Source organism: Kitasatospora sp. NPDC001159, from assembly GCF_053598235.1.
Genome location: NZ_JBSFJV010000025.1, coordinates 25,834 through 46,859 on the forward strand (window position 1 = coordinate 25,834; position 21,026 = coordinate 46,859).

The 21,026-nt window shown below is 73.8% G+C and carries 17 protein-coding genes; 12 read left to right on the forward strand and 5 right to left on the reverse strand.

Annotation, left to right across the window (positions count from 1 at the left end):
* Window positions 1-37: 37 nt before the first annotated feature.
* Window positions 38-364: a DUF6191 domain-containing protein gene (locus ACWC9T_RS15550; RefSeq protein ID WP_449821575.1), complete on the forward strand. Its 327-nt coding sequence runs from the start codon at window positions 38-40 to the stop codon at window positions 362-364.
* A 21-nt stretch (window positions 365-385) separates the two neighbouring features.
* Here ACWC9T_RS15550 and ACWC9T_RS15555 read toward each other — a convergent pair whose 3' ends face one another.
* A complete protein-coding gene (locus ACWC9T_RS15555) occupies window positions 386-1,318 on the reverse strand; it encodes an iron-sulfur protein (RefSeq protein ID WP_449821576.1) in 933 nt (310 codons plus the stop codon).
* 231 nt (window positions 1,319-1,549) lie between these two features.
* On the opposite strand from ACWC9T_RS15555, the gene ACWC9T_RS15560 reads away from it, so the two are divergent.
* From ACWC9T_RS15560 to ACWC9T_RS15605, 10 genes are all read left to right on the forward strand, one after another.
* Window positions 1,550-2,515, forward strand: a complete 966-nt coding sequence (locus ACWC9T_RS15560) for a FecCD family ABC transporter permease (RefSeq protein WP_449821632.1) — start codon at window positions 1,550-1,552, stop codon at window positions 2,513-2,515.
* Window positions 2,512-3,546 (forward strand): FecCD family ABC transporter permease, encoded by a 1,035-nt coding sequence (locus ACWC9T_RS15565; RefSeq protein WP_449821577.1) that lies wholly within the window; start codon window positions 2,512-2,514, stop codon window positions 3,544-3,546. Before ACWC9T_RS15560 ends, ACWC9T_RS15565 begins: the two co-directional genes overlap by 4 nt.
* Entirely contained in the window at window positions 3,546-4,457 is a 912-nt protein-coding gene (locus ACWC9T_RS15570; protein ID WP_449821578.1) for an ABC transporter ATP-binding protein, read from the forward strand. The genes ACWC9T_RS15565 and ACWC9T_RS15570 overlap by 1 nt, the downstream gene beginning before the upstream one ends.
* A 46-nt stretch (window positions 4,458-4,503) precedes the next feature.
* Window positions 4,504-5,496, forward strand: coding sequence for an ABC transporter substrate-binding protein (locus ACWC9T_RS15575; protein WP_449821579.1), 993 nt, complete (start codon window positions 4,504-4,506; stop codon window positions 5,494-5,496).
* A 101-nt stretch (window positions 5,497-5,597) separates the two neighbouring features.
* Window positions 5,598-6,797, forward strand: coding sequence for an ATP-grasp domain-containing protein (locus ACWC9T_RS15580; RefSeq protein WP_449821633.1), 1,200 nt, complete (start codon window positions 5,598-5,600; stop codon window positions 6,795-6,797).
* On the forward strand, window positions 6,794-8,503 hold the full coding sequence (locus ACWC9T_RS15585) for an IucA/IucC family protein (RefSeq protein ID WP_449821580.1): 1,710 nt from the start codon (window positions 6,794-6,796) through the stop codon (window positions 8,501-8,503). The genes ACWC9T_RS15580 and ACWC9T_RS15585 overlap by 4 nt, the downstream gene beginning before the upstream one ends.
* Complete coding sequence (locus ACWC9T_RS15590) at window positions 8,500-9,684, forward strand: MFS transporter (protein WP_449821581.1); 1,185 nt, start codon at window positions 8,500-8,502, stop codon at window positions 9,682-9,684. The genes ACWC9T_RS15585 and ACWC9T_RS15590 overlap by 4 nt, the downstream gene beginning before the upstream one ends.
* Window positions 9,681-11,486: an IucA/IucC family protein gene (locus ACWC9T_RS15595; RefSeq protein ID WP_449821582.1), complete on the forward strand. Its 1,806-nt coding sequence runs from the start codon at window positions 9,681-9,683 to the stop codon at window positions 11,484-11,486. The genes ACWC9T_RS15590 and ACWC9T_RS15595 overlap by 4 nt, the downstream gene beginning before the upstream one ends.
* A complete protein-coding gene (locus ACWC9T_RS15600) occupies window positions 11,483-12,685 on the forward strand; it encodes a type III PLP-dependent enzyme (RefSeq protein ID WP_449821583.1) in 1,203 nt (400 codons plus the stop codon). Before ACWC9T_RS15595 ends, ACWC9T_RS15600 begins: the two co-directional genes overlap by 4 nt.
* 194 nt (window positions 12,686-12,879) lie before the next feature.
* Window positions 12,880-13,677 carry an inositol monophosphatase family protein gene (locus ACWC9T_RS15605; RefSeq protein WP_449821634.1) on the forward strand — a complete coding sequence of 266 codons (798 nt, stop codon included), beginning with the start codon at window positions 12,880-12,882 and terminating at the stop codon, window positions 13,675-13,677.
* Between the two features lie 123 nt (window positions 13,678-13,800).
* Here ACWC9T_RS15605 and ACWC9T_RS15610 read toward each other — a convergent pair whose 3' ends face one another.
* The 4 genes from ACWC9T_RS15610 to ACWC9T_RS15625 all read right to left on the reverse strand — a co-directional run bounded on the left by ACWC9T_RS15610 (window position 13,801) and on the right by ACWC9T_RS15625 (window position 19,354).
* Window positions 13,801-15,315 (reverse strand): pyridoxal phosphate-dependent decarboxylase family protein, encoded by a 1,515-nt coding sequence (locus ACWC9T_RS15610; protein WP_449821584.1) that lies wholly within the window; start codon window positions 15,313-15,315, stop codon window positions 13,801-13,803.
* A complete protein-coding gene (locus tag ACWC9T_RS15615; RefSeq protein ID WP_449821585.1) occupies window positions 15,312-16,712 on the reverse strand; it encodes a diaminobutyrate--2-oxoglutarate transaminase family protein in 1,401 nt (466 codons plus the stop codon). Before ACWC9T_RS15615 ends, ACWC9T_RS15610 begins: the two co-directional genes overlap by 4 nt.
* 240 nt (window positions 16,713-16,952) lie before the next feature.
* Window positions 16,953-17,675, reverse strand: a complete 723-nt coding sequence (locus tag ACWC9T_RS15620) for a response regulator (RefSeq protein ID WP_449821586.1) — start codon at window positions 17,673-17,675, stop codon at window positions 16,953-16,955.
* On the reverse strand, window positions 17,672-19,354 hold the full coding sequence (locus ACWC9T_RS15625) for a sensor histidine kinase (RefSeq protein ID WP_449821587.1): 1,683 nt from the start codon (window positions 19,352-19,354) through the stop codon (window positions 17,672-17,674). The genes ACWC9T_RS15620 and ACWC9T_RS15625 overlap by 4 nt, the downstream gene beginning before the upstream one ends.
* A gap of 243 nt (window positions 19,355-19,597) precedes the next feature.
* Between ACWC9T_RS15625 and ACWC9T_RS15630 the strand changes: the two genes are divergently transcribed.
* Window positions 19,598-20,995, forward strand: coding sequence for a cation:dicarboxylate symporter family transporter (locus ACWC9T_RS15630; RefSeq protein ID WP_449821588.1), 1,398 nt, complete (start codon window positions 19,598-19,600; stop codon window positions 20,993-20,995).
* The last annotated feature ends 31 nt before the right edge of the window (window positions 20,996-21,026 follow it).

A 21,026-nucleotide genomic window follows, 5' to 3' on the forward strand; every position in this document is an offset into this window, starting at 1 on the left:
CGGGAACGCCGGTGCGTTGGTGAGGCGTTGAGCGGACATGGGGTGGATCGTGGGCGTGGGGTGCGCGGTGGCCGTGACGGTCGGGCTGGTGGTGCTGGCGGCCTGCCAGATGTGGGGCGAGTCCTCGCCGCGCCGTCGGCCGCGCGGGCCCGGGGTGGGGGTGGGCGGCGGTGGCCTGGACGAGCTGCACGCGCTGTTCAGTCCGGGCAAGCGGGTGCAGATCGAGCAGCGGCGGGAGCAGCTGGCGCACCGGGACGACGCGGAGGCCGGGGCGCCTCCGCACTTCGGGGTGGACCTGGACCGGGGCGTGGCGGTGCTGCGTCGGGCCGAGGGGGACGGGGGCGGGAACCGGGGCGGGCGGTAGGGCGGCATCGCGGACGGACCGTCAGAGTCGGTGCAGCCGATCCCCGTCACTGGTGCGCGGGCAGGTCAGGCAGGCGAGGGCCTCGGGCTTGACCGCGTAGTAGAGGCAGCAGCCGAGCCTGGTGCGGGTGTGGTGTTCACGGCCGTCGGGGGTGCGCAGCCGGCGGAAGTCGGCGGCGCCGGGCAGCGGCAGGGTGCCGCCGGGCAGTAGGGCCCCGGCGGCGGCGACGGCGGCGTCCTCCTCCGCGACGGCGAGGGCGGCGTCCTGCGCGCCGAGCATCCGGCCGAGGTACCAGACGGCCGAGGTGAGGTCGTCGGTGACCATGCCCCAGAGGGCGCGGTCACGGCGCCGGGTCGGTCCGGCGAAGGCGGCGAGCACCGGTTCGAGGTGGGCGACCACGGCGGCCCGCAGTTCGGCGCGCAGTTCGTCGTCGCCGGGGAGGTGACCGGGGAGGTCTCCGAGGAGGTCTCCCCGGAGGCCGCCAGGAAGGTTACCGGGGAGGACTCCGGCGGAGGCTCCGGCGAGCGCTCCGGTGAGGGCGACGTGTCCGCCCGGGCGCAGCGCGAGCCGGCCGGTGGGCGCGTGCAGCCAGAGGTCGGCGGGGTCGACGGCGGGGACCCGTCGGGCGAGGTGCCAGGGGCCGGCGATGAGCAGGCAGGTCGACCAGACATAGTGGTGGAGCAGCCGGGAGGCGGTGACGTGCGGGCGGGGCGCGCGGCCGTGCTCGGCGGCGATGCGCTCCTCGGCTCCGGCCAGGACGGCTGCCAGCGCCCGCTCGTCGGCGGCGAGTTGGGAGCCGGAGTACCAGCCGTCGGCGGCCGAGGGGTCGGGCTCAGCGGGGTCGAGCAGGCACAGTTCCAGCACCGGGCAGAGCTCGCGCAGCCGCTCGTAGTCGCTGACCAGGGCGGACGGTCGCGCCTGGGCGCGTACGGGCAGGGGCGTTCCGGGGACCATGGGCACTCCCGAGATCGATTCCGAATGATCGATAAGGTGAGCCTCACCTTACAATGCCTCAAGGGGCCCACCCGACCACCTCGCCCCGCGGTCGAGCGGACCACCCGAGTCGCCGACCCGACCTTGACGAACTTAGGTAAACCTAACCTAAGATATCGACTCGTGTTGAGAACCGACCCGCCGGACACCACAGCCCCGGCGACGCCTCGTTCCTCGGCGGTACAGCGGCCGTTGCTGCTGGTCGCCGGCGCGTGCGCGCTCGTGCTGTGTGCGACCCTGAGCCTCGCACTGGGCTCCCGACCCATCCCGCTGCCGACCGTGATCGACGCCCTCACCGGCGCCGCCCACGGCGGTGACGCCGATGTGGTGACGGGCCTTCGCGTCCCGCGCACGCTCATCGGACTGGCCGTCGGGGCCGCGCTCGGCGTCGCCGGGGCGGTCGCCCAGGGCGTCACCCGCAACCCGCTGGCCTCGCCGATCACCCTCGGCATCAACGCCGGCGCGAGCCTCGCCGTGGTCGCCGCGATCTACACCCTGGACCTCTCCCGTCCGGTCGAGTACGTCTGGTTCGCCTTCGCCGGAGCGGCCGTCGCCGCCGTCGCCGCGTACGCGATGTCCCGGCGCGGCGGGGACCTCGACCCGGTCCGGCTCGCGCTCGGCGGCACCGTGCTCACCGTGGTGCTCACCTCCTGGACCTCCGCGCTGATGCTGGCCAGTCACCGCACCCTGGACGAAGCCCGGTTCTGGCTGGCCGGCTCGATCGCCGGGCGGCACCTGGACACCCTCACCCCCGTGCTGCCGTTCCTGGCGCTCGGCCTGCTCGGCGCCTTCGCCGTCTCGCCCGCGCTCAACGCGCTGGCCCTGGGTGACGAGACCGCGCAGTCGCTGGGCGTACCGGTGGGCCGGATCCGGGTGGTCGGCGGACTGGCCGTCGTACTGCTCGCGGGCAGCGCGGTCGCCGTCGCCGGACCGGTGGCGTTCATCGGACTGGCCGCACCGCACCTGGTCCGGCCGCTGCTCGGCAACGACCACCGTTGGCTGCTGCCCGGCTGCCTGATCGCCGGTCCGCTGCTGCTGCTCACCGCCGATGTGCTCGGCCGGCTCGTGGTGCGGCCCTCCGAGATCGAGGTCGGCATCGTGACCGCCTTCCTCGGCGCCCCGCTGCTCGCGGTGCTGGCCCGAAAGGTGGCCAAGTGACCGCGCTCGCCGTCCCGTTGGGCGCCATCGCCCGCCACCGGGCCCGTACCGCAGCCTGGTCGCTGGTGGCCCTCGCCCTGCTGGTGCTGCTGACCGGCGTCGCGCTCGGCACCGGCCAGGTGAACATCTCCTCCTGGGACGCGCTGCGCGCCCTGGTCGGGCAGGGCGAGCCCGGGAACGTCCTGGTGGTGCAGCAGTTCCGGGCGCCGCGCGTGGTGTCCGCGCTGATCGCGGGCGCCGGGCTGGCGATGGCAGGCTCGATGCTCCAGCGGCTGTTCCGCAACCCGCTGGCCGCGCCCGACACCATCGGCATCACCGGCGGCGCCTCCTTCGGGGCCGTGCTGATGCTCGCCACCGGCGCCTCCCAGCAGCTGATCCCGGTGGCCGCGGTCGGCGGCGGGCTGCTGGCGGCGCTGCTGCTCGGCGGCTTCGCCTGGCGCTCGAAGATGGCCGTCACCCGGCTGGTACTGGTCGGCCTGGCGGTCCAGCAGGGCCTGGCCGCCGCCGTGAATCTGATGATCGTACGGTTCCCGGCCGAGCTGGCCTCCTCCGCGATGCAGTGGACCACCGGCTCGCTGTACGGGCGCAACTGGACCGAGGTGTGGATCGGCGGCACCGCCATCGCGCTGACCGCCGGGGCCGTGCTGCTCTGCCAGCGGCGGGTCGCCGTCCTCGACCTCGGCGACGACTCGGCCGGCGGGCTCGGCCTCGACCCCGCCCGGGACCGGCTCTGGCTGCTGCTGCTCACCATCACGCTCGCCTCGCTGGCCGCCGCCCTCACCGGGCCGGTCGCCTTCGTCGCGCTCGCCGTCCCGCACCTGGTCCGACTGCTCGCCGGACCGCCCACCCTCGGCACGCTCGGCCTCACCGCGCTCACCGGCGCCGTGTTGCTGCTCTCGGCCGACCTCCTCGTGCTGCACGTGATCCCCGTCCACGGCCTGCCGGTCGGTGCCGTCACCGCCACCCTCGGCGCGCCCTGGCTCCTGGTGCTGATGATCCGCCAGAGCCGGCTTCCCCAGAGGAGCAGCTGATGACCAGCTCGGCCACCAACCAGGTCGCCATCGACCAGGTCCGCAACGACCGGGCCGCCACCGACCAGGTCGGCAGCGATCACGCCGGCGCCAACCGGCTAGCCGCCCACGGCCTCGGACTGCGCTACGGCGACCGGACCATCGTCGACGAGCTCGACCTCGAACTGCCCGGCGGCGCCGTCACCGCGATCGTCGGACCGAACGCCTGCGGCAAGTCCACCCTGCTGCGCGGACTGGTCCGGCTGCTCGACCCGGCCGCCGGCACCGTCACCCTGGACGGCGCCGACATCCATCGGATGCCCGCACGGACGCTCGCCAAGCGGATGGGCCTGCTGCCGCAGCAGCCGGTCACGCCCGAGGCGGTCACCGTCGAGGCGCTGGTACGGCTGGGGCGCTACCCGCACCAGCGGATGCTCAGCCCGTGGTCCAAGGCCGACCAGGCGGCGGTCGACGAGGCGTTGGAGCGCACCGGCACCGCCGAGCTGCGCGACCGGCAGGTCGACCGGCTCTCCGGCGGGCAGCGCCAGCGGGTGTGGATCGCGCTGGCGCTCGCCCAGGAGACCGACCTGCTGCTGCTCGACGAGCCGACCACCTTCCTCGACCTGCGGCACCAGCTCGACGTGCTCGACCTGGTCGCCGACCTGCACGCCGAGGCCGGGCGCACCGTGGTCATGGTGCTGCACGACCTCGGGCAGGCCGCCCGGTACGCCGACCATCTGGTGGTGCTCAAGGACGGGCGGCTCGCTGCGGCCGGTCCGCCCGCCGAGGTGCTGACGGCCGAGCTGGTGGAGTCCGTGTTCGGCGTGCCGTGCCGGGTGGTGCCCGACCCGGAGACCGGAACCCCGCTGGTCGTGCCCCGGGCGCGCAGCCGGGCCGCCACCGCTTCCTCCGCCGCCACCGCCACCGCCTGAACTCCCCTTCCCCTCCCCCGTGTTCGACCCGATCCAAGGAACCCCCATGAACCGCCGACTTCCCGTCGCCGTCCTCGCCGTCACACTGTCCGCCACGCTCCTCGCCGCCTGCGGCAGCAGCGGGGATGCCGCCGAGTCCGGCGACGCGGGGTCCGCCGCCTCGGCCGGCACCGCCGCCGGGTTCCCGCGCAGCGTCAAGCACGCTGCCGGGACCGCCGAGATCAAGTCCCGGCCCAAGCGCGTGGTGGTGCTGGACAGCGGCGAGCTGGACGACGTCACGCTGCTCGGCATCACGCCGGTCGGCGCGGTGTCCCCGCACATGAAGACCGAGGGCGGGTTCCCCAACTACCTCAAGGACGAGATCAAGGACACCAAGGACGTCGGCCCGATGAACGAGCCGAACCTCGAACTGATCGCCTCCCTCAAGCCCGATCTGATCCTGTCCTCCAAGGTCCGCCACGCCAAGGTGTACGACCAGCTGAACGCGATCGCGCCGACCGTGCTGGCCGAGACCACCGGGTTCCCGTGGAAGGAGAACCTGGCGCTGTACGCCCAGGCGCTCGGCAAGGAGGACGAGGCGAAGAAGGCGCTGGCCGACTACGAGGAGCGGGCGCACAAGCTGGGCGAGGCGATCAAGGCGAAGTACAACGGGACGATGCCGACCGCCTCGGTGGTGCGCTTCGTGGCCGGCCCGACCCGCCTGTACGCCAAGGCCTCGTACAGCGGTGTGGTGCTCAAGGACGTGGGCCTGGCCCGTCCGGCCTCTCAGGACGTGGACAAGAACATCATCGAGGTCAGCGCCGAACAGATCAGCCAGGCCGACGCCGACCTGGTGTTCGTCACCACCGCCGACGACCCGACCAAGACCAAGGAGAGCGAGGTCCAGCAGACCCCGGTCTGGCAGGGCCTCGACGCCGTCAAGAGCGGCAAGGTGTTCAACGTTCCGGACGAGACCTGGATGTCCGGCATCGGCGTCCAGGCCGCGGACGCGATGCTCGTCGACATCGCCAAGGCGGCGGGCGTGGACGCGCCCAAGTAGCCGATGACAGATAACGGCGAACAGATGACAGATTTCGAAATCTGTCATCTGTGATCTGTTCGCCGCCCTTCGCCCGCCACCTCGCCCCCAAGGACACCCCCATGCGGCTCTACCTGCTCGCCCTCAACCCCACCGACTCGGTCACCTGCGGCTTCCTGCCCGCCGCCGCCCGGCTCGGTCTCGACGTCACCGTCCTCACCGACCACATCGAGGGCCACCAACGCGCCTACACCGACGCCGAGTTCCCGTACGAGCTGGTGGAGTGCGACGTTCAGGACTTCCGCGAGGTGATCGGGGCGATATCCCAACACCACGCGCCCGACGCGGTGTTCAGCAACAGCGACCACCTGCAGACCCAGACCGCTCTGGTCGCCGACTACTTCGGCCTGCCCGCCAAGGACTGGAAGGCCGCGCTACGGGCCAAGAACAAGGGCGAGCTGCGCCGCCACCTCGCCGAGACCGGCCTGGACCGGGTCTGGTCCGCCGAGCTGGCGCCCGGGCAGGACGCGGCCGACCTCACCCCGCCCTTCCCGTGCATCCTCAAGCCCCGCGAGGGTGTCGCCAGCGAGGATGTCACCCTGGTCGCCGACGCCGACGAACTCGCCCTGCGCGTCGAGGAGATCCAGCAGCGCCGCCCCGGCGCCACGCTGGTGGTCGAGGAGTTCCTGGCCGGCGAGCTGTGCACCCTGGAGACCCTCGGCGACGGCCACGCCCGGCACGTCCTCGGCGGCTTCCGCACCCGGCTCTCCCCGCCGCCGGACTTCATCGAGGAGGTGCTGACCTTCGCCCCGGCGCACCCCGAGCCGGTGGCCGACCAGGTGCTCGCCCAGCTCGACGCGCTCGGCGTCGGACTCGGCGCCTGCCACACCGAGTTCGTCCTCCAGCCGGACGGCCGCGCCCGCATCATCGAGGTCAACTACCGCGCCATCGGCGACCAGTGCGACCTGATGCTCGCCGAGATCCTCGGCATCCCCTACTTCGAGCTGGTGCTGCGCACCCACCTCGGCGAGACGCTGCCCACCGACCTCGGCGCGCGCACCGACCGGCACGCCCGCCACGAGCGCGTCTGCGCGGACCGGGCCGGCACCCTGACCGCCGCGCCCGAGCCACTGTTCGAGCGGCGGGCCGACGGGGTCACGCTCTCCTACCGCCCGGTGCGCGAACTCGGCGCCCGGCACGAGCTCTACCGCACCAACCGGGACTACCTGGGCATCGTCTGGGCGGTCGGCCCGGGCCAGGGCGCGGTGGACACGGCCGTGGCGGAGTTCATCGCCGCCAACCGCTGGGAGATCGCCTCATGACGCCAACCGACAGCACGCCCGTCGACAGCACGCCCGGAGACGGGGCTTCGGCCGACCAACTGACCCTGCGCGTGCTGTCCGCCCTGCTGCGTGAGGACGTGCTCGGCCTGCGCGCGGACGGCGTCCTGGAGCAGCGGGCCGACGGCTCCTGGCTGAGCAACGGAACGCTCGCCCTGCCGGTCGCCCCCGAGGGCTTCCAGGGCGACCACGCGGCCCGGCTCCCGGAGTTGGAGGCCGACGGCGTCCGGCTCGCCGAGCTGCCCGCCATCCTCGCCCACCTGGCCGAGCGCGCCGATCCGCTGGACCGGCCCGGCCACCTGGCCTTCGCCGAGGAGTGCCGCCAGACCCTGGCCACCATGGAGCTGCACGACCGGGTCCGCCCCGAGGTGCACACGGCACTCTCCGAGCGCTACGGCAAGGACGTGGCCGACTGGACCGGCCCGAGCGCCTCGCTCGGCTTCGAGGCCCTCGCCGCCTTCCTCGACCACCCGGTCTACCCGACCGCCCGCGGCCGCTCCGGCCTGACCGAGCCGCAACTGCGCGCCTACGCGCCGGAGTTCCACCCGAGCTTCGAGCTCCGCTGGCTCGCCGTCCCGGCCGCGCACCTCACCGTCCGCGGCGACGGCCCGCTGCCCGCCTGGTGGCCGACCGCCGAACAGCTCGGCGTCCCGGGCGAGTTCCTCACCGTCCCGGTCCACCCGCTCACCGCGGGCGAGGACTTCGAGCGGATCGCACCGGGCGCGGTGCTCGCCCCCGCGCGGTACCTCACTGTGCTGCCGACGCTGTCCATGCGCACCGTCGCCGTCACCCAGGACCCGGCCTGCCACCTCAAACTCCCATTGGCCACCGCGACCCTGGGGCTGCGCAACCGGCGCACCATCAAGCCGGTCACCCTGGCCAACGGGGCGCTCGGGCAGCGCCTAGTGGAGGCCGTGGTCGCCCGGGAGCCGCGCTTCGCCGGGCGGATACTGCACGTCGACGAGCAGCGCTACGCCCACGGCGACTCCGAACTGCTGGCCGTACTGCTGCGCCGCTACCCGGACGGCCTCGACGATGCCGTCACCGTTCCGCTGGCCGCCCTGCTCGCCGAGGCACCCGACGGGCGGCTGGTGATCGACCACCTGGCCGACCGCTTCTACGCCGGGTCCGTCCTCGGGCTGTACGAGGACCTACTGCGGCTGCTGATCGACTGGCAGACCACACTGTTCGGCTACGGCATCGCCCTGGAGTCGCACCAGCAGAACACCTCGCTCGTCCTGGACGGCACCGGTCTGCGGCTGCTCTACAAGGACAACGACGGGCCGAGGATCAACACCGCCCGGATTGGCGAACTCGCCCAGCTGGTCGCCGAGTTCCGCGACCCCAGAATCCTCGGCGAGCAGGACCGCGCACTCACCGACCTGTTCACCACGATCACCGGCCACCTGTGCGCCGCCTCGCTCGCGTTCGGCCTCGCCGCGCACGACCGGATACCGCTGGAACGCGGCCTCGGACTGCTCCGCGACATCCTCGGCGAGGCCCTCGCCCGCCTGGGCCCGGCGGGACAGCCGCTGCGCACGGACCTGCTGGAGGCCGAACGGTTGCCCGTCAAGGCCATGGTGAGCGCCGGCACCCTGCTCAGCAAGGAGCGCAGCGGCGCCACCGACATCAACAAGCACTACACCGATGGCCCCAACTACCTGCTGTTGAAGGACCGTTCACGATGACCGTCGAACCGCTGGTGCGGCCGGTCGGGGCGGCCGGACTGGACCGGCGCCAGGTGCACGCCATCGCGGCCTGCTACTTCGTCGCCTCCTTCGCCGCCCTGGGCCTGCCGCCCTACCTCACCGAGATCCTCCCGGGCCTCGGCGACCACGACGGCCGCTGGGCCGGTCTGCTCTACATCGCGCCGACCGTCTTCACCGCCCTCGGCGCACCACTGTGGGGCCGGCTGGCCGACCGCTTCGGCCAGAAACGGCTGCTGCTGCGCGCCCAACTCAGCCTCGCCGTCTCCTTCCTGCTCGCGGGCGCCGCCGACAGCCTGCCCGCGTTCACCATCGCGCTGGTGCTCCAGGGCTTCCTCGGCGGCACCTTCTCCGCCACCAACGGCTACCTCGCCTCGGCGCTGGACGGATCCCAACTGTCCAAGGCGCTGACCCTGATGCAGGGCAGCGCCCGGGCCGCCCTGGTCGCGGCGCCGATCCTGGTGGGCGCGCTGTCGCCGTGGATCGATCCGCACCGGCAGTACCTGCTGATGGCGCTGCTGCCACTGACCGCCGCCGTGCTGCTCGGCTTCCTGCCGGAACCGATCCGCCCGGCCGCGACGCCGGTCGGCGGCGACGCGGCGCAGGCCGACCCGCCGGGCTCGCTGAGGCTGCTCTACACCTTCGAGTTCGCCTTCGTCTTCGCCACCATCATCTCCTTCCCCTATCTGATCACCCTGGTGCAGCAGCGACTGCCGGGCGTCAACGGCACGATCGCGGGCTTCCTGTTCGCGCTGCCGCACCTGGTCTACCTGATCGCCGCCGGACGGGTGCACGCCGCCGTCGAGGCGCGGCCCCGCACCGGGCTGGCCCTGGGCTTCGCCCTGGTCGCCCTCGGGCTGGCCGGACACGCCCCGGCCGGCTCCCTGCTCGCCTTCGCCCTCACCCGGGCGGTGCTCGGGCTCGGTATGACCTTCGGCCTGGTCTGCCTCGCCGTCCTCGCCGCCGAAGCCGCCCGGGGCCGCGCGCCGGGCCGGATGTTCGGCACCCGCGAGGCCGTCTCCAAGTGCGGTGCCGTCGCCGCGGGACTCGCCGCCGCGCTGGCCAACGGCAGCGGCGGACCGGCCGCCCCCGTCGTCACCGGCACCGTCGCCGCACTGGCCGCCGCCCTGCTCGCCCTCCTGACCCGTAGGAGCCCCCGATGACCGCCCGCACGGCCCGCCCGCAGTCGGCCACCACCCCGACCGGCCTCCCCACCGACCTACCCACCGACCTGTTGACCGGCCTGCCGACCAGTCTTCCGACCGCTCTGCCAACCGCCGACGAGGCGGTGGCCCACACCCTGCTCAACTGCCTGCTGCGCGAGGTCTCCGCGCCCGAGCACCAGACCGCCGCCGACGAGGGCCACCTGCTGCTGCGCATGCCCCGCCGAGGCGCCCTGCTGCGGGTCGCCCTGCGCCGCACCTCACTGCTCGGCGCGCACCGCTTCGCCGGACCGGTCTTCGAGGAAACGGCGGACGGCTGGCGGGAGCTGGGCTGGCGGGAGCTGGCCGAGTACGCCCAGGACGAACTGGAGCTGCGCACCGGCACGGTGAACGAGGAGTTCCTCGACCAGGTGGCGTCCAGCCACCACGGCGTGAGCCAGGGCCTGGAGGAGCGCCCGGCCGCCGGGGACGACCGCTACCTGGAGTCCGAGCAGGCCCTGCTGTTCGGCCACCGCTTCCACCCGGCCCCCAAGTCCCGCTCCGCCGCCAGGGGTGGCTGGAGCCGGTACGCGCCCGAGTCCCGCGCGGCCTTCCCGCTGCGTCACCTCGCCGTCCGCGCCGAGTTGCTGGCCGAGGAGTCCCTGGACGGGAGCGCGAGCGCCCTGCTGGACGGCCTCGGCGAGGTCCCGGCCGGCTACCGGCTGCTGCCCGCCCACCCCTGGCAGTACCAACTCATCGGCGACCACCCGCTGTTGCGCGAGGCCATCGCCCGCGGCGACATCCTCGACCTCGGCCCGCGCGGCGAACGCTTCACCGCCACCGCCTCGGTACGCACCCTGCACGGCGCGGACGCCTTCCTCAAGTTCAGCCTCAACGTCCGCATCACCAACTGCCTGCGCAAGAACGCTGCTTACGAGCTGACCGGTGCCGTGCAACTCACCCGGCTGCTGGCCCCCGCGCTCAGCGACCTCACCCGGCGCTTCCCCGACGCCACGATGCTGCGCGAGCCCGCCTTCCGCACCCTCGCCCTGCCCGGCGCCGACGGCCACCCCGACCGGGCGCTGTACGAGAGCTTCGGACTGATCCTGCGTGAGGGCTTCGGCGGCTTGCTGCGGCCCGGTGTCACCCCGCTGCTCGCGGCCGCCGTCGCCGACGAGCACCCGACCAGCTCGGCGCACGTCTCCCGGCTGCTGGGCGACAGTTCGGACGGCGCTGCGGCCCTCGACTGGTGGCGTACCTACCTGCGGCTGCTCCTGCCCCCGGTGCTGGCCGCCTACTTCGACCACGGGGTGGTGCTGGAGCCACACCTGCAGAACGTGCTGATCGGCGTCGACGCCGACGGCCGTCCGGCCCAGGTGCTCTTCCGCGACCTGGAGGGGACGAAGCTGGTCCCCGAGCACAACGCCGACATCCTGGCCGCCCTCCCGCCCGAGGTGGCCGACCCGATGACGTACGACGCCGAGCGTGGCTGGGACCGGGTGGTCTACTGCCTGCTGGTCAACCACGTCGCCGAACTGCTCGCCGCCCTCGCTGACCGGCACCCGGAGCTGGAGGGCGCGCTCTGGCAGGCCGTCCGGGACACCCTGGAGGAGTACGCCGCCGCACACGGCCGACCGCCCCGGCTGCGGGCCCTGCTGGCCGGCGTCCCGCTGCCCGCCAAGGCCAACCTGCTGACCCGCTGGGAGCGCAAGGCCGACCGCGAGGCCGGGTACGTCCGGCTGCCGTCCCCGCTGGCCGGCTCGGTGCTCGCCGAGGCCGTCCGCATGACCGCCCACCTGCCCGCCGGGAGCGCCCTCCGATGAGCAGCACCGTCCACCGCCACGTCGCTTCCCTCGCGGCCGACGAACTGCCCGCCTACGTCTACGACCTGGCCGCACTGCGCGAGCACGCCGCCGCCGTCCGGGCCGCCCTGCCCGAGCGGGTCGAGTTGTACTACGCCGCCAAGGCCAACCCCGAGGCGCCGCTGCTGGCCGCCCTGCGCGACGCCGTCGACGGCTACGAGGTTTCCAGCGGCGGGGAGTTGGCGCATGTGCGGGCCGCGGTGCCGGATGCGCCGCTGGCCTTCGGCGGGCCGGGCAAGACCCCGGCCGAGATCGCCGCCGCCGTCGACGCCGGGGTGCACCGCTGGCACGTCGAGAGCGAGCAGGAGCTGCACCGGCTCGGCGCCGTGCTCACCGACCGGCCGGAGGCGGCGGTGGACGTGCTGCTCCGGGTCAACCTGCCGGTGGTCACCGACGCCCTGGACGCGGTGCCGCTCGCGATGGGCGGACGGCCGACGCCGTTCGGACTCGACCCGGAGCGGGCCGAGGAGTGCGTCCGGCTGCTCACCGGCGGCGATCCGCTCGGGCGGCAGCTGCGCCTGCGCGGGGTGCACGCCCACCTGGCCAGCGGGCTGGCGGCGGCGGAGCAGCTGTCGGTGGCCGAGCAGATCGCCGCCTGGTCGGCCGGACTGGCCGAGCGCAACGGCTTCCCGCTTGCCGAGGTGAACATCGGCGGCGGGATGGCCGTGGACTACGACGACCCGGCGGCACGCTTCGACTGGACTGCCTTCGGCGAGGGCCTGGCCAAGCTGCTCGACGCCCACCCCGGGCTGACCCTGCGGATCGAGCCGGGCCGGGCGCTGACCGCCTACTGCGGCTGGTACGCGACCGAGGTGCTGGACGTGAAGCAGAGCCACGGCGAGGACTTCGCGGTGGTCCGCGGCGGCACCCACCACCTGCGCACCCCTGCCACCCGTGGGCACTCCCAGTCCTTCGAGGTGCTCCCGATCGACACCTGGCCGCACCCCTGGCCCCGCCCCGCCGTCACCACCGGCCGGGCCACCCTGGCCGGACAGCTGTGCACCCCGAAGGACGTGCTGGCGCGGGCGGCGGGGGGCGCGGACGGCCTGCGGGCGGCGGACCGCGTGCTGTTCGCGATGGCGGGAGCATACGCGTGGAACATCTCGCACCACGAGTTCCTGATGCACCCGCGCCCGGGGTTCCACTACCTGGGGGCGTGAGGACGAACGGCTGACGGCTGACGGCTGACGGCTGACGGCTGACCGAGTTCAGTCGGCAGATGACAGCTAACAGATAACAGCTTTCAACATCTGTCATCCGTCAGCTGTCAGCTGTTCTCCGCCCCCGTCCGCCGCAACCCCCTCCGCGCAGCCGTGCGACAGTGGTAGGCAGCGAAGGGAGCACGAACGTGCTGATGGACAAGGTGGCGGAGATACTCGCCGAGGCTTCGGCCGAGGCGGTGGAGCCGCGTTTCCGGGCACTGGCCGCCGGCGAAGTGATGGAGAAGGCGCCCGGCGAGATCGTGACCGTCGCCGACCGCGAGGCCGAGGCCATCATCGCCCGCCGTCTGCGCGAACTGCTCCCCGTCCCGGTGGTCGGCGAGGAGGCGGTCTCCGCCGACCCGTCGCTCGCCCGGGCCATCCACGACGAGCCCGCCGTCTGGCTGGTCGACCCGGTGGACGGCACCTCCAACTTCGTCGCCGGACGCCCCGACTACGCCGTGATGTGCTCCCTCGTCCGCTCCGGCCGAACCGTCGCCTCGTGGATCTGGCAGCCCACCACCGCCACCGGCTACCGCGCCGAACTGGGCGCCGGCGCCTGGCGCGACGGTGAGCGCCTCACCCGCCCGCCGGCACCGGCCGACCCCGCCAAACTGACCGGCATCCTGAAGAGTCGTTTCCTCGACCCGGACCGGCGCCGCCGGCTGGAGGCCAACTGCTCGGCCTTCGGCGAGATCTCCCCCGGCCGAAGCGCCGCCGGGATTGAGTACCCGGACGTCGTCGAGGGCCGGTTCGACTTCGTCCTCTACTGGCGCACCCTCCCCTGGGACCACGCCCCCGGCTCCCTGCTGCTCAGCGAGGCCGGCGGCGTCGCCGCCCGACTGGACGGCACCCCCTACCGCCCCGAGGCCCCCGGCTGCGAGGACGGCCTCCTGGTCGCCGCGGACCGCCGCACCTGGGAACTCGCCCGCGACATCCTGCTCAGCGACTGACCCCCGTCGCACCCCGCACCCGCCTCCACCCCAGTTCGAAGCCCCCGGTTCGAAGCCCGAAGACCGGAACCGGAGGCGGGCGCAGACGGGCCCAGGCCGTCTCGGGCGGCCTCGGGCCGAGCCCTACCCCGCCCGCTCCCCCGCGACCTTGCGCCCCGCCCCGACCACTTCCCGCAGCAGCGCACCCACCTCCCCCACCGTCGTGTGCGGGTTGAGCAGCGTCAGCTTCAGCCGGACCCGCCCCGGCCCCTCGCCCGGCAGCTCGGTGCGCCCGACCACCGCCCGCCCGGTGCGCAGCAGCAGTCGCCGCAACTGCCCGTTCAGCTCGTCGACGGCGGCCTCGTCGGTCAGCCCCGGCGGCCGGTAGCGGAACAGCAGAGCCGTGAGCACCGGCTCGGCGTGGAGTTCGAGCGAGGGTTCGGCACACACGGCCGAGGCGGCGGCCAGCGCCAACTCGTGGCAGGCGTCCACCAGCCGCCCGAGCCCGTCCCGGCCGAGGGTGCGCAGGGTGACGGCCATCTTGAAGACGTCGGCCCGGCGGGTGGTGCGCAGCGAGCGGCCGAGCAGGCTGGGGTAGCCGACTTGTTCGTCGTCCATCGGGTTGAGGTACTCAGCGCGCCGGGCGAGCGACACATAGGTCTCCGCCCGCCGGACCAGGAACACCCCGGCTGCGGCCGGCTGCCAGCCGAGCTTGTGCCAGTCGAGGGAGACCGAGTCGGCGCGGGCGATGCCGTCGAGCAGCGGGGCGAGTCGGTCGGAGAGCAGCGCGCCGCCGCCGTACGCGGCGTCGACGTGCAGCCAGGCGCCGTAGCGGCCGGCGAGGTCGGCGGCGGCCTCCAGCGGGTCGATCGCACCGGTGTCGGTGGTACCGGCGGTGGCGACGACCGCGATCGGGGTTCGCCCGACCCAGCTGACCTCGGCCATAACGCGGTCCAACTCCTCGGGAATCATTCGGAGTTGGCGGTCAACCGGCACGCTGACCACGGCCCGTTCGCCGAGCCCGAGCAGGGCGGCGGAGCGCTGGACGGAGAAGTGCGCGGCCTCGGAAGCGAGGATGCAGGGCCGTACGCCGACCGGTAGGCCGTCCAACTCCACGATGCCGTCGAGCTTCTGGTCCCGCGCCAGCATCAGCCCCATCAGGTTGGACTCGGTGCCGCCCGAGGTGAGCACGCCCGCCGCGCGCGTCGGGTCGTAGCCGACCAGCGCGGCGAGTTCGGCGAGCAGCGCGGTTTCGAGGGCGGTCGCGGCGGGGGCCTGGTCCCAGGAGTCCTGCGAGGGGTTGAGCGCGCTGACCGCGAGGTCGGCGGCGGCCGCCACGGCGAGCGGCGGGCAGTGCAGGTGGGCGGCACAGGCCGGATCGGCCGGGTCGACGGCGCCGTAGGCGAGCAGCTCGGTGAGCCGGGCCAGCGCGCCGCGACCGCCCGCGCCGGCCAGTCCGTCGGCGACCAGGGCGGCGATCTCGGCAGGGCTGCCCGCCGGTAGCGGGCCGGAACGCAGCCCGGCACCGGTGTCGAGCGCGTCGAGGACGGTGGCCAGGAGCGGCCCGAGCGCCCCGGGCCCGCCGACCCCGCCCGCGAGCGCGTCCAACGGGACGTCGTCGCCCTGCAGTTCGGGTACCGTGCCGGACCCGGAGGTCACGCGCCACCCCGGGCGGAAGCAGCGGCTTCGATCGCCTCCGCCAGCCGGTCGAGCACCGCCGCCACCTGTTCGTCGGTGATGGTGAGCGGCGGCAGCAGCCTCAGCACCGCGTCGTGCCGCCCGCCGAGTTCCATGATCAGCCCCCGCGCCAGGCACGCCTCCCGGACCCGGACGGCGAGCGCCGGATCGGCCGGACGGGCCCCGCAGGCGTCGGCCTCGGCCGTCGGGTCGACCAGTTCGACGCCGAGCATCAGCCCGCGCCCGCGCACCTCGCCGATCACCGGTAGTTCGGCGGAGAGCTCCCGCAGTCGGGCGACCATCCGCGCGCCGACCACGGCGGCCCGCTCGGCCAGCCCGTGCGCGGCGACGTACCGCAGGGTGGCGGCGCCGGCGGCCATGGCGAGGGTGTTGCCACGGAAGGTGCCGGTGTGGGCACCGGGCCGCCAGCCGTCGTAGTCCTCGCGGTAGACGACGACGGCGAGCGGCAGGCTGCCGCCGATGGCCTTGGAGAGCACCATGGCGTCCGGGACGATGCCGCTGTGCTCGACCGCCCACATCGCGCCGGTGCGTCCGACCCCGGTCTGCACCTCGTCCACGATCAGTGGGATGCCGCGCTCGGCGGTGATCCGGCGCATCTCTCGAAGCCAGCCGTCCGGCGCGGGGACGACCCCGCCCTCGCCCTGGACGGCCTCCAGGATCATCGCGGCGGGCGGCACCACCCCGCCCGAGGGGTCGTCCAGCAGCCGTTCCACGTAGGTCGCGGCGAGTTCGGCGCCCGCCTCCCCGCCGACCCCGAACGGGCAGCGGTAGCCGTACGGATAGGGCAGCCGGACCACCTCGCCGCCGCTCGGCAGCGGCTCCTTGACCACGACGCTGCCGGTCAGCGCGAGCGCTCCGGCCGTCATGCCGTGGTACGCGCCGGTGAAGGCGAGCGCGCCGGCGCGGCCGGTGGAGGTCTGCATCAGCTTGAGCGCGGCCTCGACGGCGTCCGTCCCGGCCGGTCCACAGAAGTGCACCCGGGCGCAGCCGGCGAACTCGGCGGGCAGGCTCTCGAACAGTGCGCTGGTGAAGTCGTCCTTCTCGGCGGTGGCGAGGTCGAGCAGGTGCAGCGGGGCGCCGCTGTCGAGGGTGCGGCGGATCGCCTCCAGCACCACGGGGTGGTTGTGGCCGAGGGCGAGCGTGCCGGCGCCGGAGAGGCAGTCGAGGTAGCGCCGCCCGTCGGCGCCCTCGACGGTCATGCCGTTGGCCCGGACCGGGACGATCGGGAAGGAGCGGGCGTACGTCCGGGCGGCGGACTCGCGGACGCGCTGGCGGCGCAGGATGGCCTCGCCGGCGGGCGGGGCCCCGGTGGCGATGGCCCCGGAGGCGGCCTGGGCGGGTACGGCGGCGAGCGACAAGGCGAACCCCCAGAAGAAGTTAGGTAAGCCTAACTTTATCGCTCGCGACCTGGCGGAATGCCCCAGGGGCGCCCAGAACCACCCGCGCGAGTGAACCTCCCCCGGTATGACTGGCGCCGCCCCCGACCGATCCAACGAGCGCAGCACTGAAAGGTCACGCCCGAACGCCCGAGCGCCCGAACGTCCGAGCCGCCCGAGGCCCCGGGGCCCACGCGCTCCGACCTCAACCGCGCCGAGGGTTCACGCCCGGACCTTCCACCGGTAGCAGAGCTCCGGCCGCCCGACGTTCCCGTACTGCGGCTCCCGCACCGCCCGTCCGGTGTCCACCAGGTGTTCGAGGTAGCGCCGCGCGGTGATCCGGGAGACCCCGGCGGCGGCGCCCGCGGCCGCCGCCGACAGCCCGGTCGCCGCCTCGCGCAGAACGGATGCGACGGTGTCCAGGGTGGGCGCGCTCAACCCCTTGGGCAGCGTGCTGCGCTCGGACGTACGGAGCAGCGCGAACGCCTGGTCGACCTCGTCCTGCCCGGTCGCCTCCCCGGCCCGGCCGAGGCTGTCGCGGTAGCGGGCGTAGCGCTCCAGCCGGTCGTGCAGGGCCGCCGCACTGAACGGTTTCAGCAGGTACTGCACGACGCCCGCCGAAACCGCCTGCCGCACCATGGCGAGGTCCCGGGCCGAGGTGACCGCGATGACGTCGGTGCCGTGCCCGGCCGCGCGCAGCGTGCGGCAGAGCTGGAGGCCGTGGCCGTCCGGCAGGTAGAGGTCGAGCAGGGTGAGGTCGACGGGCGTTCCCGCGGCGCGCGCCTTCTCCAGGAAGCGCAGCGCGTCGGCGCAGCTGTGCACCGTCCCGGCGGCACGGAAGCCGGGCTCGCGCTCGACGTAGAGGGTGTGCGCGGCGGCGGCCACCGGGTCGTCCTCGACCACCAGCACGGAGATCCCCGACCGGGCGCCCTCGGCCGCCGTCACGTCAGGGTCCCTTCCCGCTCCCGAGCCCGGCCGGCCAGCGGCAGCCGCACGGTGAGCACCGCGCCTCGCTCCCGCCCGACGTCGACGGTGCCGCCGTTGCGCCGGGTGGTCTGGGCGACCAAGGCCAGCCCGAGGCCGTGTCCGTGGCCGTCCTGCTTGGTGCTCCAGCCGCGCCGGAACACGTCCTGGACGGCGGCCGGGTCGATGCCCGCCCCGGTGTCGGCGACTTGCAGCAGCAGGCAGGCGTCCGGGGAGTCCCCGCCGTCGATCCGGGCGGTGACGGTGACCTCCGGCGGCACGGGGCTCTGCGCCGCTCCGGCGATCGCGGCGTCCACGGCGTTGTCGATCAGGTTGCCGAGCACGGTGATCAGGTCCCGGGCGGAGAGGCCGGGCGGGAGCACCCCGTCGTCGATCCGGCTGTCCTCGGTGAGGGTCAACTCCACGCCCCGTTCGGCCGCTTGGGCCGCCTTGCCGAGCAGCAGCGCGGCCAGCACCGGCTCGCTGACCGCCGCGACCACCCGATCGGTGAGCTGCTGGGCGAGTTCGAGCTCGGCGGTGGCGAACTCCACCGCCTGTTCATGGCGACCGAGTTCGATCAGCGAGACGACCGCGTGCAGCCGGTTGGAGGCCTCGTGCGCCTGCGCCCCGAGTGCTTCGGTGAAGCCGCGCACCGAGTCCAACTCACCGCTGAGCGACTGCAGTTCGGTGTGGTCGCGGAGGGTCACCACCCGGCCGAGGCCGGTGCCGATGGTGGAGGTGTTGAGCACCACGACCCGCTCGGCGGTCAGATGCACCTCGTCCCGCACCGGCGCCTCGCCGAGCACGGCCGCCACCAGCGCCTCCGGCAGGCCCAGCCCCGTCATCGGCCGTCCGTCCAACTCGCCGGTCAGGCCGAGCAGTTCGCGGGCGGCGTCGTTGCACAGCACGACCCGGTGCGAGCGGTCGAGCAGGATCAGCCCCTCGCGCACCGAGTGCAGGGTGGCCTGGTGGTACTCGTAGAGGTGGCTGAGCTCGTCCGGCCCCATGCCGTGGGTGTGCCGCCGCAGCCGGGAGCTGGCGAGGTAGGTGCCGACCCCACCGAGGGCGAGCGCGGCCACCGCGACCCCGACCAGGGCCAGCAGCGGGACGCCCAGCTGGGCGGAGATCGACTCCAGCGTCAGGCCCACGCTGACCAGTGCGACCACCTGGTGCCGGTCGTCCCACACCGGGGTGACCACCCGCACGGACGGGCCGAGCGTGCCGGTGTACGTCTCGCTGCGGGTCTGGCCGGCGAGCGCCCAGTCGATGTGTCCGAGGTAGCGCTTGCCGATCTGATCGGGCAGCGGGTGGGTCCAGCGCACCCCGCCGGTGTCCATGACGGTGATGAAGGAGACCCCGGTGTCCTGGCGCACCTGCTCGACGTACGGCTGGAGCACCGCGGTCGGGTCGGGCCCGGCGACGGCGGTCCGGACGGACGGCGAGTCGGCGACGGCGTGGGCGACGGAGGTGACCTCGCGGCGGGCCGCGCCCTCGGTGCGCTCGGCGGTGTACAGGTACGCGAGCACCGCGCCGCCCGCGACCACGGCGGCCACGATGACCACCTGGACGACGAACAGCTGCCCGGCCAGGCTGCGGACCAGCCGGCGCGGCAGGGGCAGCCGTCGGCGGCGCGGGCGGGTGGGGGTGGTGCGCACGGACATGCCTGCCAGTGTGCACCACGCCCGCCGGGCGCCCCAGGAGTCCGATCACCCGCCTCGGCCGAGAACTCGGGGAGCTCCGGGAACGCACGACCGGAAGCCCCGGAAACCCACGACCGGAAACCCCGGGAAAGCGCGACCGTGAACTCTATGAACGCAAACGTGACCTCCGTCACGCCCGAGCCCCATAGTTCGGAGCGGCCCACCAGCCGGGGCCGCCAGGACTGCAGGGCGAAGGAGCCGCAGATGTCGATCGCTGGAGCCGCAACGGCGGGGGGACCCAGACGCAAGGACCGGACCCACTACCTCTACCTCGCCGTGATCGCCGCCGTGATCGCGGGTGTGGTGGTCGGGCTGGTCGCCCCCGGCTTCGCCGTGGAGCTGAAGCCGGTCGGCACCGGCTTCGTCAATCTGATCAAGATGATGATCAGTCCGGTGATCTTCTGCACCATCGTGCTGGGCATCGGCTCGGTCACCAAGGCCGCGAAGGTCGGCAAGGTCGGCGGCCTGGCCATCGGCTACTTCCTCGCCATGTCGACCGTCGCGCTGGCCATCGGCATGGTCGTCGGCAACCTGCTGGAGCCCGGCGACGGCCTGCACCTGACCGCCGCGCTCGCCAAGTCCGGCCACGCCCAGGCAGCCGCCGGCGGCGCCCAGTCGACCACCGACTTCCTGCTCGGCGTGATCCCCGACACCCTGTTCTCCGCCCTCACCCAGGGCAAGGTGCTGCAGACCCTGCTGGTCGCGCTGCTGGCCGGCTTCGCGCTGCAGGCGATGGGCCCGGTCGGCGCCCCGGTGCTGCGCGGGATCGAGCACCTGCAGCGGCTGGTCTTCCGGATCATGTCGATGATCATGTGGGTCGCGCCGATCGGCGCCTTCGGCGCCATGGCCGCGGTGGTGGGCGCCACCGGCACCGCCGCGCTGAAGAGCCTCGCCGTGATCATGATCGGCTTCTACGTGACCTGCGTGCTGTTCGTCGTCGTGGTGCTCGGCGCGCTGCTGCGCCTGGTCGCCGGGATCAACGTGCTCGCGCTGCTCAGGTACCTCGGCCGCGAGTTCCTGCTGATCCTCTCGACCTCCTCCTCCGAGAGCGCGCTGCCCCGCCTGATCGCCAAGATGGAGCACCTGGGCGTCAGCCGCCCGGTCGTCGGCATCACCGTGCCCACCGGCTACAGCTTCAACCTGGACGGCACCGCGATCTACCTCACCATGGCCTCGATCTTCATCTCCGAGGCGATGGACAAGCCGATGTCGATCGGCGAGCAGCTCTCGCTGCTGGTGTTCATGGTGATCGCCAGCAAGGGCGCGGCCGGGGTCACCGGCGCCGGGCTGGCCACCCTCGCGGGCGGACTCCAGTCGCACAAGCCGGCGCTGGTGGACGGGGTCGGCCTGATCGTCGGCATCGACCGCTTCATGTCCGAGGCCCGGGCGCTCACCAACTTCGCGGGCAACGCCGTCGCGACCGTGCTGATCGGGCACTGGACCGGCGAGCTGGACACCGAGCGCGCCCGCCGGGTGCTGGGCGGCGAGCTGCCGTTCGACGAGCTGACCCTGGTCGACGCCCACGGCGCCGCGGGCACCCCCGGGCCCGCGCCGGAAGCCCTCCCCGCCCAGGGCGCGGCACCCGCCGCATCCGCCGCCTGAGCGGCCCCGCCACCCCTCGACTCCCCCCGGT

Coding starts and splice junctions, on each gene's coding strand:
- ACWC9T_RS15550 (WP_449821575.1), top strand. CDS start 38: ATGGGGTGGATCGTGGGCGTGGGGTGCGCGGTGGCCGTGACGGTCGGG.
- ACWC9T_RS15555 (WP_449821576.1), bottom strand. CDS start 1,318: ATGGTCCCCGGAACGCCCCTGCCCGTACGCGCCCAGGCGCGACCGTCC.
- ACWC9T_RS15570 (WP_449821578.1), top strand. CDS start 3,546: ATGACCAGCTCGGCCACCAACCAGGTCGCCATCGACCAGGTCCGCAAC.
- ACWC9T_RS15575 (WP_449821579.1), top strand. CDS start 4,504: ATGAACCGCCGACTTCCCGTCGCCGTCCTCGCCGTCACACTGTCCGCC.
- ACWC9T_RS15580 (WP_449821633.1), top strand. CDS start 5,598: ATGCGGCTCTACCTGCTCGCCCTCAACCCCACCGACTCGGTCACCTGC.
- ACWC9T_RS15585 (WP_449821580.1), top strand. CDS start 6,794: ATGACGCCAACCGACAGCACGCCCGTCGACAGCACGCCCGGAGACGGG.
- ACWC9T_RS15590 (WP_449821581.1), top strand. CDS start 8,500: ATGACCGTCGAACCGCTGGTGCGGCCGGTCGGGGCGGCCGGACTGGAC.
- ACWC9T_RS15595 (WP_449821582.1), top strand. CDS start 9,681: ATGACCGCCCGCACGGCCCGCCCGCAGTCGGCCACCACCCCGACCGGC.
- ACWC9T_RS15600 (WP_449821583.1), top strand. CDS start 11,483: ATGAGCAGCACCGTCCACCGCCACGTCGCTTCCCTCGCGGCCGACGAA.
- ACWC9T_RS15605 (WP_449821634.1), top strand. CDS start 12,880: ATGGACAAGGTGGCGGAGATACTCGCCGAGGCTTCGGCCGAGGCGGTG.
- ACWC9T_RS15625 (WP_449821587.1), bottom strand. CDS start 19,354: ATGTCCGTGCGCACCACCCCCACCCGCCCGCGCCGCCGACGGCTGCCC.
- ACWC9T_RS15630 (WP_449821588.1), top strand. CDS start 19,598: ATGTCGATCGCTGGAGCCGCAACGGCGGGGGGACCCAGACGCAAGGAC.